11 protein-coding genes are annotated in these 14874 nt (G+C 47.0%); 4 read left to right on the top strand and 7 right to left on the bottom strand.

Annotation, left to right across the window (positions count from 1 at the left end; all coding sequences use genetic code 11):
• Positions 1-23: 23 nt before the first annotated feature.
• On the bottom strand, positions 24-857 hold the full coding sequence (locus tag ACX9NY_RS16670; protein ID WP_472473876.1) for an ABC transporter permease subunit: 834 nt from the start codon (positions 855-857) through the stop codon (positions 24-26).
• Positions 850-1755 (bottom strand): ABC transporter ATP-binding protein, encoded by a 906-nt coding sequence (locus ACX9NY_RS16665; RefSeq protein WP_339259476.1) that lies wholly within the window; start codon positions 1753-1755, stop codon positions 850-852. The genes ACX9NY_RS16670 and ACX9NY_RS16665 overlap by 8 nt, the downstream gene beginning before the upstream one ends.
• Positions 1756-2083: 328 nt before the next feature.
• Here ACX9NY_RS16665 and ACX9NY_RS16660 point away from each other — a divergent pair, with 328 nt between their 5' ends.
• Together ACX9NY_RS16660 and ACX9NY_RS16655 are read left to right on the top strand one after the other, a co-directional pair.
• A complete protein-coding gene (locus ACX9NY_RS16660; protein ID WP_339240356.1) occupies positions 2084-3919 on the top strand; it encodes an HSP90 family protein in 1836 nt (611 codons plus the stop codon).
• Entirely contained in the window at positions 3919-4974 is a 1056-nt protein-coding gene (locus ACX9NY_RS16655) for a hypothetical protein (RefSeq protein ID WP_472473873.1), read from the top strand. The genes ACX9NY_RS16660 and ACX9NY_RS16655 overlap by 1 nt, the downstream gene beginning before the upstream one ends.
• Before the next feature lie 161 nt (positions 4975-5135).
• On the opposite strand, the gene ACX9NY_RS16650 is transcribed toward ACX9NY_RS16655, so the two are convergent.
• From ACX9NY_RS16650 to ACX9NY_RS16635, 4 genes are all read right to left on the bottom strand, one after another.
• Positions 5136-7343: a serine hydrolase gene (locus tag ACX9NY_RS16650; RefSeq protein ID WP_472473871.1), complete on the bottom strand. Its 2208-nt coding sequence runs from the start codon at positions 7341-7343 to the stop codon at positions 5136-5138.
• A 51-nt stretch (positions 7344-7394) separates the two neighbouring features.
• The gene (locus ACX9NY_RS16645) at positions 7395-8165 is read right to left on the bottom strand and encodes a DUF3169 family protein (RefSeq protein ID WP_342572186.1); all 771 of its coding nucleotides are present in this window, start codon (positions 8163-8165) and stop codon (positions 7395-7397) included.
• A gap of 1 nt (position 8166) precedes the next feature.
• Entirely contained in the window at positions 8167-8376 is a 210-nt protein-coding gene (locus ACX9NY_RS16640; RefSeq protein ID WP_017690042.1) for a helix-turn-helix transcriptional regulator, read from the bottom strand.
• Between the two features lie 162 nt (positions 8377-8538).
• A complete protein-coding gene (locus ACX9NY_RS16635; RefSeq protein ID WP_472473869.1) occupies positions 8539-9834 on the bottom strand; it encodes an MFS transporter in 1296 nt (431 codons plus the stop codon).
• Between the two features lie 130 nt (positions 9835-9964).
• On the opposite strand from ACX9NY_RS16635, the gene ACX9NY_RS16630 reads away from it, so the two are divergent.
• Positions 9965-11851: an ABC transporter substrate-binding protein gene (locus ACX9NY_RS16630; protein ID WP_472473867.1), complete on the top strand. Its 1887-nt coding sequence runs from the start codon at positions 9965-9967 to the stop codon at positions 11849-11851.
• A gap of 58 nt (positions 11852-11909) precedes the next feature.
• On the opposite strand, the gene ACX9NY_RS16625 is transcribed toward ACX9NY_RS16630, so the two are convergent.
• Positions 11910-13403 (bottom strand): serine hydrolase, encoded by a 1494-nt coding sequence (locus ACX9NY_RS16625; protein ID WP_472473865.1) that lies wholly within the window; start codon positions 13401-13403, stop codon positions 11910-11912.
• 248 nt (positions 13404-13651) lie between these two features.
• On the opposite strand from ACX9NY_RS16625, the gene ACX9NY_RS16620 reads away from it, so the two are divergent.
• Positions 13652-14851 carry a DUF4367 domain-containing protein gene (locus ACX9NY_RS16620; protein ID WP_339240365.1) on the top strand — a complete coding sequence of 400 codons (1200 nt, stop codon included), beginning with the start codon at positions 13652-13654 and terminating at the stop codon, positions 14849-14851.
• The last annotated feature ends 23 nt before the right edge of the window (positions 14852-14874 follow it).

Here is a 14874-nt window from a genome sequence, read left to right as displayed (position 1 = left end):
ATCTATTTCTCAATCTGCACATCTCAGATCTGACTTTCCGCCAGTTGTTGACGACTATTCCATAGCGTGACGAGACGAAGAAGTACCAAACTAATAAGCAAGAACACTGCTCCAATCAAGAGTAACATCCAGGGGCCGATCAGCAACATGCCACTGGCTTGACCAGCGACTAAGGCGATCAAGGGAAGGACAATTAATCCACCAAGCTGATAAGCTTCCTGAAATCCACGAACCTTGGCCGAGATCAGCACGTTTAACAAAATGACCATAAGACTGCAAGCCGGAACAACCCACAGGACAAGAATCATCCAGTTGACATTGGGAAACATCAACGTTCCAAACATAGGGTACATCAGAATATTGGCAATGATTCCATAGATCAGGAAAGTAACCCAGGATAATAGAAGGGAAGGGATTAGGGCAGCCAACACTTTGCCTTTGAAAAGTGTGTCCATGCTGATCGGTGTGAATAATAAACCTTCCAGTGTCTTGCGTTCCTTCTCACCAGCGAAACTATTGGCCGTCAGAATACTGGAGGCCATCACCGGAATGATGAGAAACAAGGGCGCGAACATATACATGGCTAAATAATAAACAATACGATGATTATCTGTAGGCATGGAAGCGAGCTGAGGAATCTGTCCACCATGGGTTAATGCATCCAATGATTCAAGCAAAAAGTTGATGTTGCCCAGAGAACGAAGTTCCATTCTGGAGGCCGCCCACAGAAGAGCAGAGGGCATGATGATTCCGATAATCAGTGGAACGATCAACATGGGCAACCAGAGCTGAACGCTGGCTGTGACGGACCAGATATCTTTACGGATCAGTGCACGTATGGCTTGGCGATTATTCATGGTGGTGTGCCTCCCTTATGGCAAAATAGATACTCTCCAGATCACTGCCCGTGATGCGGGCCTGATAGACTTGACCAAGCTCCGTTAATTGCCTTAGCAGTAATGGAATATCTTCACGAGATGTAAGCTGAAATGTCGCTTGATGTGCAGAGATTATTTCAGGTGTGTAGTCAGTTGCTGTGTTCCATCCATCGGGCATGTCGGCTTCAACTTCGAGTTTCGGAGTGGACAGGTACCGGCTAACAATCTCCTTTTCCGTGCCTTCCTCAACGATGCGCCCCTTTTCCAGAAAAATATAACGATCACAGACGGCTGACAGTTGGGACAGCACGTGGGATGAGACCAGAATCGTCATCTTTTCTTCCTGATTTAATTGACGGATGATACGCAGTACCATCTGGATTCCATCCGGATCCAGGCCATTGGTGGGCTCATCCAGAAACAGGATGGAAGGACGATGCAGGAGTACTCGTGCAAGGCCCAGGCGTTTCTTCATGCCTGTGCTATAAGTGCCGACTTTTCGATGCTGATAATCCTGCAGCTCGAACAGAGTTACAAGCTCGTCGATACGTTCTTGGGCATGCTTCAGGCCAAAAACATCTGCGAAGAAAGTCAGATTGTCACGGCCACTCATATTTTCATATAGTCCACTTTGTTCGGTAAGTGTGCCACATATGGCCAGTACTTTCTCGGCCTCACGAGCGGTGTCCAATCCGTTAATGGTTACCTGTCCACTGGAAGCACCCAAGACCCCATTCATGATGCGGATCAGTGTGGTTTTGCCCGAACCGTTAGGGCCAATTAACCCTGTGACACTGCCTTGTTGAACTGTGAAACTGACATCATGCAGTGCTTGATGTACCTTGAATTGCTTGGATATGTTGCGTGCTTCAATCATCTATATTCACCATCCGATCTGAGTTTGGAGATTATACGTGCAGCAGGCTGATATCGTTCAAATGGACGACAAAAAAGATCTATTCCTGCTTCAATAGTCCCGAATGCAGGGTGCATATTTACCCTGAAGTCTGGCTGAAATCGGGTCTCAGGTTTGTTTTCACTATGGCGTGTAACATGTATCCTTATTTTAGGGTAGAACATCCGTTTCATTGCTATTCATAATGTGGTAATGAATTGAATTACATATGAATTCGTCTAACACATCCATATGAATACATCATATGGGTACATATAGTGTTCTGGACGTAGAGGAAGGTGAGTGACTCATGGCAGCATCCAATGAATATCGTTTTCAAGTGAACCTGAGCGGGATGATTCAGATTTTATCCAACCATCTATATAGTAGTCCCAAGGTGTTCTTGCGTGAACTCATGCAAAATGCAACAGATGCGATCACGGCACGCAAGGAAGTGGAGCCGGGATATCAGGGCGAGGCAAGGATTGAGCTGACAGGAACCGGTGATCAATTGACGATGATGGTGGAGGACAACGGAGTTGGCCTGACCGAAGCGGATATCCACGAGTTTCTGGCGATGATTGGACAATCCTCGAAGCGGGGGCAGCAGGCACTGCTGGATGGCGAGACATCGTTTATTGGGCGTTTCGGTATTGGTCTGCTCAGCTGTTTCATGGTAAGTCATGAGATCGTTATGCTGACTCAATCGATTAAGGGTGGTCCCTCGATGGAGTGGAGAGGTAAGCCGGATGGTACATATACGATTAGACAATTGGACACACAGTTGTCTCCCGGAACGAAAGTATATCTGCGTTGTACACCGGATGCAGCACATTATTTTGAAGCGGAGTATGTGAAAGAAGCTTTATTTTACTACGGCGCTCTGCTTCCTTATCCAGTCACGTTGATACATGATGGGGTGCAGTCTGTTGTCAATCAGGATTCTCCGATCTGGCTAACACGCCCAGAGCTTGCCCGTTCTTGCCGAGCGGAAGTACTTGCTTTTGGTGAACGTCTGCTTGGGGAGAAGTTCCAGGATTTCATCACGCTGACAACGGCTACGGGCCGTACGGGAGGCATTGCGTATGTGCTGCCACATGCAGTGAATCTGAATGCCAAGCGTTCTCACCGAGTGTACCTGAAGCGAATGCTGATCTCGGAGAAAGCCGAGAACATTTTGCCGGAGTGGGCGTTCTTCGTGAAATGTCTGATCTGGACCGATGAGCTTCAACCGACGGCGTCAAGAGAACATTTCTATGAAAATGAAAAACTGGAAGAAGTGCGCTCCGAGCTTGGGGACGCTCTGCGTACGGGGCTGGCTGACATGGCTGAGAATCAGACCGAACGCTTGCAGAAGCTGATTCGTCTGCATGCTCTTTCGATGAAGGCGTTGGCTGTTCAGGATCAGGCGTTCTACGCGATGATTCACCGCTGGCTGCCTTTTGAGACGACGAGAGGACACCGGGAACTAGGTGAACTGATTGATGAAGGGGATACGCTGTATTATACCGGCTCCATTGATGAATATCGTCAGATACACCATGTGGCTTCAGCACAGTCCATGCTGGTCGTCAACGCAGGTTATATCTACGATAAAGAACTGATGGCGATGCTGCCTGTCATACTGAACCATGTACAGACCGAGCGAATTGAGCCAGATGAAGTATCGATGACATTCACGGATGTTGCACCGGCTGAACGTAACCAGTACTATGATGCGCTACGGTTGGCAGATTCGGCATTACAACGTTTCCGCTGCCGGGCTGAAGTGAAAGGTTTCAAGCCATCGGATCTGCCGGTGTTGTTTACCCTTTCGCAGGAATCATCCACGCTGCGTGCGTTGGAAAAAGCAAGCGAAGAGAGCACTGACTTATTCTCCTCTGTTCTCGGTTCGTTGTCGGCAGGCATTAATTCGGCAGGGTACTCGACGTTGTATCTGAATGTAAACAATCCCATCATTAAACGGGTGCTGACTTCACCGGATAATCAGATGACACCGATTGCTATAGAAATGTTGTATGTCAACGCACTGATGATGGGCCATTACGCCATGAACAAGCAGGAACTTGAAGTATTGAACCAGGGAATTGTACGGTTTATTGATTGGGGTTTACGCGCAAATATGAATCATGAGGGAGATGCCTGATGAAGACAGAGATGGATTTTGAAGATTTGATGGAAGAGGCCTATCAACTGCCTAGTGGTCCTGCGAAGCTCGGTTTTTTGGAGGAAGCAGCGCGGGTAGCCGATGTCAATGGTATGGTTGAGGAGGCGTACGAAGCGCGCTCCGAGATTGTGGATGTAGCCACCTTCTGTGGATATCCGATGAAAGCTTTGATCGCTTTTTCCTGGCAACTGGGCAAGTTCGATCAGCAACCAGAGCTGTATGATGAGGAGACGTTATTGTGGTCATATAAATGGATTCTCGGTAAAATGCCCGATTTCCCTGAAATCTCACGCGAGAAGATTATGGAGCTGTTGGAGGACTTCGGAGCACGGTTCAAGTCTTATGGTTACAGTGAGCGTTCTTACTGGTACTATCGTTTCCGCATCTTTATGGATTTCGGAGAGCTGGAGGAATCAGGGCGCAGTTATGACAAGTTCAGAGCATTGGACCGCGACTTCATGAGTGACTGTGAGGCATGTGAGCAGGATGAGATTATGCGTTATTTTATGTTAAAAGGAGACGACGAGAAGGTGCTGGAATTGGCCAAGCCTATTCTCAAAGGACGCATGAGCTGTGCGGAGATTCCGCATCTAACATTGTCGGAAATTCTGATGCCGCTATATCGTCTGGGGCGGACGGAGGAAGCCGATAAATATCAGGTCAAGGGATACCGCTTGATCAAAGGTGAGAACGATTTTGTGCAAAGTTTTTCCGAGCAGATGGAGTATCTCACACTTACGAATCCGGCCAAAGGCATTGATGTCCTCGAAGAAACACTGGTACTCGCAGCCGATCATGAAGATGCATATGCCAAAATGTTGTATTATGCGAAGGCAGCCCCGTTATTGCGGCGTTGGGCTGAAGAAAAAGAGTCGGATGGGTATCGCCTGCGCCTGCCAGCATCCTTCCCGTATGAAGGCGATCCCGGCGACTTGCTCAAGTTGGCTGATTACTTTGCGGAGCATGCTCAGACCGTTGCAGCCAAGTTTGATCAGCGTAATGGAAACACACATGTATCCTCGTTGATCGCATAGAGACGGTTATTACTCCGTAACATATAATAAATTTACTAGTAGCGATAACGTAAGAAAAGTAACGAAACAGGCTTGTTCAAGAAGGTTATATCCTTCTGAACAAGCCTGTTTTTCTCATTTATAAGCATGATAAATCTTATCAATATGAAGATACTTTGTTCTTATTGTGCCGATACTTCAGAAGGGACCGTCGTTGGTGAAGGAACCGGTGCAATTTCTGATGTATCTTCTGCAGGCTCTGCTCCTTCATCAGGTTCGGCTTGCGGCTGCTGAGCAGCCATTAACTCAGCGACGATGCGATCTGTCGGCTGTGTGATTAAAGCATACATGATAGCAGCCTCTTCTTGACGAATCAGAGGTTTGCGAGAAAGAAGATCAATGGAACCATCCTCCATCACCTTCACCTCAGGTCCATGGATACCAAGCTTCGCCATCATCTGAACAGCAGGTACAGCCCATGGATCTGTGTGCCCTGCAAGTTTCACATCATTGAAAAGTTCGCTAGGATATTGCAATTGCATAATTCTCCACATCATGACCATGGCTTCCTGTCGGATAATCACTTGATCCGGCTTAAACTGCTGTTCGTCCGTGCCCGTAATCATACCCAATTCATATCCAAGTTGAATATATCCGGCTGCTGCATGGTCTGCCCAGTCGGTGCCTGCAGGTGGCGTTGTTTTGCTGGGCTTCAATCCACTGAGTTTAAGCGTATTTTCAATGAATTCAGCTCGTGTCACAGCTGTCTTCGGTTGGAAAGACTTGTTGGCATCATTCTCATAATATCCAAGAGATTGTATTGCATAGATGGCTTCAGCATAAGGACTGTTCTCACGAACATCCCGGAAGCCAGTAGCTTGTTGTCCTTTTTTGGCATACCCAAATGGGTTGAGATAAGGTTCTCTCATGTAAGTAGTGCCATCTTCGTATGTTTTGAACGCCGTGAACTGTCCGGTTAATTCATCTTTGAACAGATTGTCTTCCAATTGAATCAGCTTACGTTCGCCAATAAACGGATCACTAATGCTGAGCGCACTGGACGTTTCGCCGCCAGCTTGCAACTTGCTAATGAGGGTGCTGATGCGAAGGTCAGCATACAATCCGTTAAAACGCTTCAACTCTTCCGCAGTTTGCGGCGTGTAATCCTTGAACTGCACTGGCTCTGCATATTGCGGGAAGAAATTCTGGATGAATGCCGGGTAGAACAGATTACGAAGTGCTCCATTTTGATTATAGGTCAGGAAGACGCCTGTGTTTTGCTCAGGAATAAAAAATAGATAAGAGCTGAATCCTGTCAGGTCGCCTGCTTTGGTAATCACGCTGGAACTGCTTCCTGCCCCGGGAAGCTGAAACGGTGCTTCGTACCCGTAAGTGGTATCGGGCAGTAATGGATGAATGGAGGAACGGTACTGTTCCATGCTTTTCACTGTAGATTCCTTGAGAATACGTGTGTTGTCCTTCACGCCATCATTCAGGAACGCAATCATGAACTTCCCGATGTCCTCAGCGGTAGACAGCATGCCACCTTGAGGCATTGGTGATGGAGAGAGGGTATACAGATCAAGCGGGTTGTGTGCCGCATCATAGCCTACAGCAAGTTGCTTTTGGAATTTTTCGTCCAGTATGAAACTGCTGTTATTCATTCCTAGTGGTTTGAAGATATGCTGCTGCATATAGGATTCAAAGGGCTCTCCGCTAACATTCTCCACAATCATGCCGAGCAGCAAAAACGAGAAATTATCGTACATGTAGGCGCTGCCAGGCTCTCGAACGACGGGAGGCATGTGTTGCTGAGCGTAATCCTCCATCGTTATGTATTTGTCAAAATCAGTATGGATGTCTTCCTGCTGCGGATCACGGATCTCGAATCCGGTCGTGTGTGTGAGCAGGTTCTCCACAGTTACAGGTTTGTCAAAAGGATTATCGAATTCGAGCCCTTTTACATAGGTTTGAAAATCAGCTTGCAGGTCAACTTTGCCTTGCTCCGCCAGCTGCATCACGGCTGCTGCCGTGAATGTTTTGGAGACAGAGGCTACACGGAAGGCCGTATTTTTCGGATCAATAGGCGTTTTGTTCTCCTGATCAGCATAGCCGTATCCTTTTTCCGCCAGCACTTTACCATCCTTCACAACAACAACGGAGGCTCCAACATAATGAGCTTTTGCCTCAGCGGAATCAAAGAATGAGTCGAGAAATGCTGTAGCTGATTCGCCTGTCAGCGCTTTCGTTTTCCCCTGTTCAGCAGTTACTGGAGTCGCGGTCTCCGCCTGGACTGCGGGTACCCATAGACTAAGAGACAGAACAACAGCCATGAAAGCTCCGATTAGGGAGGTGAACCTGACGCGGGTCTTTCGTTTGGATAGATGCATGCAAACACTCCTTTTATGAAAATATTTACAAAATAGTTACTTATCCATGTATTACTGATTACTCGCACGATAGGTTTCACGATAATAGATTCCAATGTTGACAATCCAGATGACGGAGAGCATTACAATTGGGAATGGAGCAAAGCTAAAGAGGGCTGAATATAACACCATGGAGACCATGCCGATCCCAAGCAAAATGTTCATCATCAGGAAAGAACGATAGGCTGCACGGTATACGATCCATTTCTCACCTTCATCCAGTTTCTCGAAATGATCCCTCTTCATGTTGCGTGAATTCAGATCCAGTGCGCGATCAGGGAAATAGCGATTGTATCGCTTCACAGTCAGTGTTTGCAGTATAACGACGATGATAATAGAGATACACGCAGCAAAGAGATTCATGAGGTTAAACAGTTCGGGAAAATTCGGCATGTTTCTGTTGGAAGCGTTTAAGGACAGAGCAAGTGCGATCCAGGTAAACGCAACAATAACGCTCAATCCGCTGAGGATCATCGCTTTTCCGAGGGAACGCTCAGCGGGAGAGATGAGTGAGTCAGAATCTCCATACACCTCATCTTCCGTTGGAGGCACAGATGGCGTACGAACAAGACTGAGCGTGTTCCACAACATCATAACCACCACTGAAGCAGCCAGTAATGCAAATAAAAGATCATAGTCATAGTAAACGGACAACGTCCAATTCAAATTAGATGGAATTTTGTTGATTCCGCTGGCTCCGAGAAAACCGACTACAGCACCACCTGCCGCATACAACGGAAGACGCATCTTGTTCTTTTTGGACGGGGAAGTTGTTCTGTTCATCTTAATCTCCACCTTTCAATTCAAAGATTTTTTCTACAGGTTCACGAAAGACATGGGCTATTTTTAATGCCAGGACGACCGATGGGGAGTAATCTCCGCGTTCAATCAGGGCAATGGTTTGACGGGATGCGCCGATGAGTTTGGCTAATTCCGCTTGGGACAACCGGTCTCTGGCCCGTAACTCCCTAACATGATTGTGCAATTCTTCCACTTGCTCACCTCCATGAATAAAATGTACATGATATTTTACTGAATGTAAACTATAATATACAAAATGTTAATAATAATTTACTTGTATGCGTTGAGTTTGGACATGAAAAAGAGAGCCTGCCATGGCTCTCTTAGTGATTATGTTGTTGCCGAAAAAGTAATATCATGATGCCTCTGCACACGCCAGATGTTGATGCTGTTCCTCTGTCTTCCGAAGTGACATTCGGAAAAAGACGAGTGCTGCAAGCCCCATGAGTACATACAGAACAGCCATTACGTATGAGGGCAGGAAGGCTCCAATAGTTAACCCGATACTTCCGAGTAGTGCAGCCACGTTATAGCTCAACCCGTCAGCAGCCATGTAGGCAGCCCGGTCCGAATCTGGGATCATACCGGCTAGCATGACCTGACGAACAGGGGCGTACATCAATTCTCCAATGGTCAGCAATATAGCGGATGATATAAGTAGCCAAGCCCAGTTGCTGAAAGCAAGAACGGCGAAACCTGCGGTATACAGGTACATACCGACAGTCATGATCGCTCGGGACTGGAAGCGGCCCATCCATCTAGAGAATGGGATTGCAACCAATGCAACCAGTACAGTGTTGATGATCATAATCAGGCTGAACATACGCAGACCAGAGATATCTGAGCCGAACAGTTGGGCGGTGAATTCACTTTTTAGACGAACCGCAATATATTTATCCAACTGGAATTCCAGGGAAACGGCAAGGACCGTAGCCGTGAAAAATACCATGAAACGTTTGTCCTGAAAGACCGCCCGGTACGTTTTCAGTATGTTCCTCTGGATGGGAGCATTGGATTCCAATATTCTGGTGGATGGACCGGAATGATTGGATTGATCTCCATGATTGAGTGCGCGTTTTTCCATTGTTTCCCGAATCATAAAGACTAATATAAACAGCGTAACCATACTTTCCAGGCACACCAGACTGAATAATAAGAAACGAAATGATTCGAAAAATAGCCCGCCCAACAGTGCGCCAAAGGTTACAGCAACGTTTGTTGTCCAATATTGTAACCCATATACATAATGACGTTCATGTTCACTGCTCACGTCGACAATCATGGCATTCGCAATCGGCACGGTGATCCCTGAACTTAGACTGCTAAGCAGAAACATGAGACAAGTGACGATGATCGAATCCATCCACGGCGAGTTGGCAATAGCCAAACAAAGTAGAGCCACGACCTGCAAAGTTTGTGCAATCACCATTAATTTCTTTCGTCCCATTTGATCCGACCAATATCCTGCCCACAAACCCACAATCATGGAAGCCGCAATATTGACCGTTAGCAATAACCCTGCCACACCTGCGCCAATCTGAACACTCAGATAGATCGCCATGAATGGAATGATGGACTTCTGAGTCAGATCGGTGAAAAAATCTGTAATGATACGTATTCGGATGTTAGGGTGCAGATCGGCGTATTTCATAAATTGTTCTTCTTCCTTCCCACTGGTCATGTTGATGTTACTGAGTATAATGGAGGAAAACCTGAAGAAAAACTGTAGAAGCATCCGGGTGGATTTCGTATTTTAGAATTGAGAAGAAGGAAGGGCATATATGGACGTATCAGAACATTACATTCAACTGCGGTTGAACTTCCCACATGTGCATGATGAACAAGAAGTACATACAACGGTAGGTGAACTCGCTGATCTTTTATGTTGCACCATGCGTAATATGAACCTCATTATGAACAAATTCAAGGAGAACGGATGGGTCAGGTGGAACCCACAGCGTGGCAGAGGCAAAAAATCGATGCTGTTATTTTGTGTCCCTTTGCTTACTGTGGCGCGTGAACGGTTCGACGATCTACTGAATGGCAACAAGATGGAGGATGCCTATGAACTGGCCGCCACCTTGCCAATTACGATGCGAGAACATTTGATGCAGCAAATGCAGACTCAATTCGGCCTGCTTTCGAATGAAGGAGACAGAGGCCGGGTGGATACATTGCGGATTCCGCAGAATACACCTTTTAAGACTCTCGACCCTACGCAGACGGGGATGTGGGGAGAAGTATTCATTATTACAGAGGTCTTTGATCGTTTGGTTCGTTATAATGGGGAACGCCAAGTCTGCGAACCGAGTCTGGCTATGGCATGGGAGAGTGATGCGGATGGAAGGGAATGGACCTTTTATCTGCACAAAGGCATACCTTTTCATCATGGAAGGATCCTGGATGCAGAGGACGTCAAGTTTACCTTTGATCGAATTATCTCTAATAAGAGTAACCCGTGCAGGCCGCTGTTTGGTTCCATTGAGAGCATAGAGGCGTATGACCTGTTGACTGTACGTTTTGTGTTGAATAAGCCCAACTTCATGTTCCCGGATCTGATGAGCAGTATGTGTGCATCTATCCTGCCTAGAGATGTGGAGATGAACCCGCTTTATCCGATTGGAACAGGACCTTATCGATTGACTCGTCATGATTCGAAGCTGCTTGTACTTGAGGTATTTCTGGCCTATTTCAGAGGGCGTGCTTATGTAGATCGCGTTGAAGTATGGCAGCTTCCCCACTCGGCAAAGGCGGAGTCCATCATCAAGCATGATTTATTTCCGGATGCGGAGCCTCGTGCAGTGCAGCATGAGATACAGGGCGGTGTGTATATGACGTTTAATATGCAAAAGGAAGGGCCGCAGCATGATGTGAATTTTCGCCGGGCTGTTCAACAGTTATTGAATGCACATGAGCTGTCGGAAGCGCTCGGGAGCACAAACACACAGGCTGCTTACAGTTTGATTCGAGGACGAGTACAGGAACAGCAACCAACAGTGGGTGCGGATCAAGGGGAGTTATGGAAAAAGCAATCGGAACAATCGAATTTTTCTGTCACACCTATACCCGCACTTTCCGTGGAGACCTCACTGGCGCAGGCCGCGGCATTATTACGTCGTAGCTCATACCAAGGGCAGAGTTTAAGTCTATGGGTGGAAGAAGGAGAGAAGATGGAGGCAGACATGGTCTGGTTTGCAGAGAGATGTAAACAGATCGGCCTACATATCAACATTATGCCGGGAGATCCGGTCCATGCAGTCTATCAAGATGGGTTCAGGGACTGTGATCTGATCTATACAGGAGAAGTCTTCAATGATCATGTCATGCTGAGCCTCGTGACGATGTATACCTTCCGGAACACGTTATTCCTGATTGCGATGAATGATTACTGGAGACATGAACTGGAACAGGAATGCGGACGTGTGGTGATGATTCAGGAACCTGCTGAGCGGTTGAAAACGTTGATTCATTTGGAAGATCGACTGATACAGGAGGCGCTGCTTCTGCCCGCGTACAGCTTCAGGGAAGAACATGCCCATCATGATTCGCTGCGAGATTATCGTGTTGCGGGGTATGGTCTGCCTGATCTGCGCAGACTGTGGGTGAAAAGAAAGCCTGGTGCCGAGCAAGAGGATGGGAGTTATCCGGTGTATATTCCGTTGTGGTAGGTATGGATGGTTACCTACCACAACGGAAATGCAGCAGATGTTCACCAGTTCAGATCAATTACGAAACCCTGTTGAATTCAATCGGTTTTGTACCCGGCTCAAGCAACAAAGGAATGGAGATGGATTGAGCAACTTCTGATGATTCGTTCAGGGTGAACGTATATGTGACCTTCAGACCGAATGTGACCAGTTCGACAGAGAACGTATCATTTCCGGTATATTCCATGGGCATTTCGAGGGCGTTAAAGGTTGCCTGCAACCCGTTCGTTGTTTCCTGAATAGACATCTCGCCATAACCAGGATGCGTGTAAATACCCGCATAAGCGGTGTAAGGTCGATCACAAGGTATGATGAGAGGTTCTTCCATTTTTTCTTCAACGGCAGTGTCTGCTTGAATAGGCACTTCCAAAGGATTCTCCGGATTAACCTCCGTTTCTTCTGATTCTTTCCCCATTAATATGCTTAATTTGGAACTCCAGTTGACAGGCTCAAGCCCAAGCAGTCGGTCCATGATATGAAAAGCAACCGTATACGGAATTATACTTCCGTTGGTATTGCTCAGAACCACGATTCCAATCTGCTCCTCTGGCAAAAAGGCAACTTGTGATGCAAAGCCATCAATAGCCCCACCATGATGAATCATGGCATGTCCACGATAAGGCTCAATCATCCAACCGAGACCATATGTACTCACAGGTAGCTCTTGGCTTATGAACGGCGAATCACTAGTCATCTGAGGACTATGCATAATCTTCATCTGTTCCTTAGAGATCAGTGACGCTCCTTCCCATTGACCTTGATTCAATTGGAATTTAAGCCATGCGCCCATATCGACTAGATTACTGTTAATGGAACCAGCAGGTCCTATGGCATCAATGACACGAAATGGTATTCTCGTATTCTGACCCTCTTTCTCTAGGTAAGGGTAAGCATAGTCTGACTGGAGTTGCATTTCTTCAACTGAGAACAGACTTGAGTTCATCCCGAGCGGATTAAATAGGGAATTTTGAACCATCTGCTCCCACGAAGTTTCATTGAGCTGTCCAACAAGGTAACCGGCTGTCATGTACATCAGGTTTTGATACTGCCATTTGTTACGGAAATCTTGATTTGGCTCCAGATACTGTAATGCGTGTACAAGTTCTTCTCTTGTACGTGGGGAGTTGTACCATACCAACTCATGCCTTGGAAGACCGGAACGATGACACAACATGTCGCGAATAGTTAGACGTTCTGTTGCGACCGGATCGAACATTTTGAAGTCTTTCATGTACGACTTCACGGGGGCATCCCAATCCAGTTTTCCTTGATCAACCAGGAGAGCAGCGGTTGCTGCGGTAAAGGCTTTGGTACTTGAACCGATGGCAAACAACGTATTAGGGGTAACTTCAAGTTTGGATTCGAGGTCACGATAACCGTAGCCTTTTTGCCAGATGACCTCATCCTTATGGATCACAGCCACCGCTGTACCGACACCATTCCATAGTTGAAGTTGATCATCAATGAACTCATCCAGTCCTTCCAGTGATGTGCGAAGCTTTGTTCTTGTCATACCCTTCCCTCCCCATAGTCAATAAAACGAATAATTTCCTACAATTCACTATGCCTTTTCTGGATAAAGTTAACATCCTACCCGAGACTGATTTTGCGTAGCAATGCCGTATTAACCGACTTCACCGATTGCTTGTCAAACTAGTCCGCATATATCGAACAAGTCCCTCATAACATGTACTAATCAAGTAGGGGTTCTGCTGCAAGCACAATCCTGAAGTGAAAACATGTGCTAAAGGGGATGATGTCATGCGCCGAATATCATGGATGCTTGCCATGGTATTGGTCTTATCGGCCTTACTTGCCGCCTGCGGGAAGAAGGATGCGGCAGCTGTGGTCAAAGATCTGAACGAAGTCGTAGGAGAGATGGAAAGTTACCAGGGGGCAGGCGTGATGACGCTGCATACCGGAGATGCGCCGCAGCAGTACAAGGTCGAGGTGTGGCATCAGAAGCCTTCCTATTATCGTATTGCATTAACGAATGCCAAAAAGGATGTAACACAGATTGTACTGCGTAACGATGAAGGCGTGTTTGTTTTGACACCGAGCCAGAACAAAAGCTTCCGTTTTCAGAGCAATTGGCCGGATAATCAAGGACAGGTATATCTCTATGAAACATTGATTCGGAGCATTACGGGGGATACAACCCGCCAGTTTGCGGATGAGAAGGAGAGCTATGTATTTGATGTAGCTGCCAATTATAATACACATGCACTTGTCAGACAGAAGATCTGGCTGAACAAAAGTGATTATGCACCTAAACAGGTGGAGGTATCCGACTCCAATGCCAATGTTGTGGTCGATGTGAAATTTGACTCCTTCAAATTCGGGACTGAATTTGAGAAAGATGCCTTTGACATGCAACGTAACATGACAGCCGGTACTGAAGAAGGCGGCAAGACAGGAACCGACTCCGGTGTGACTCCTGTGGAGCAAACCGGTAATGAGGGCGGCAAAGAACCAGCCAATCCTCAGACTGCGCCTGAACCAGAAGGAGCTGTCACTGATGGACAGACGGGTGTGGGTGGGGACACAGAGCAGCAAGGTACAGAGGGGGCCGCAACAGGTCAGGAAGGCGAAGAGCCAACACTTGCTGAACCGGAAGGGGCAGACAGCTTCGGCGTGATTCAACCAACCTATGCACCGGAAGGCGTACAGCTCAAGGATGATCAGATCCTGGAAGAGGCAGGAGACTATTCGGTCATGCTTCGTTATGAAGGAACCTATAATTACACGATATTCGAAGCCAGACCTCAGGATCGAGCTGTATCGCTTGCTCCATCCAGTGTAGTGGATCTTGGATTCACATTGGGAATGATCAGCGGAGATGCATTGAAGACTCTGACATGGATGACAGATGGCATAGAATATCGGATCACCAGTGCAGACCTGCCTCAGAACGAAATGGTACGCATCGCAACATCAATGCAGGAAGAGTCAGGCAAATGACTTTTGCACAAAAGAACGAATAG

The sequence above is a fragment of the Paenibacillus sp. CB74 genome (genome assembly GCF_055687625.1).
This window is presented reverse-complemented; position numbering and strand designations above follow the sequence as displayed.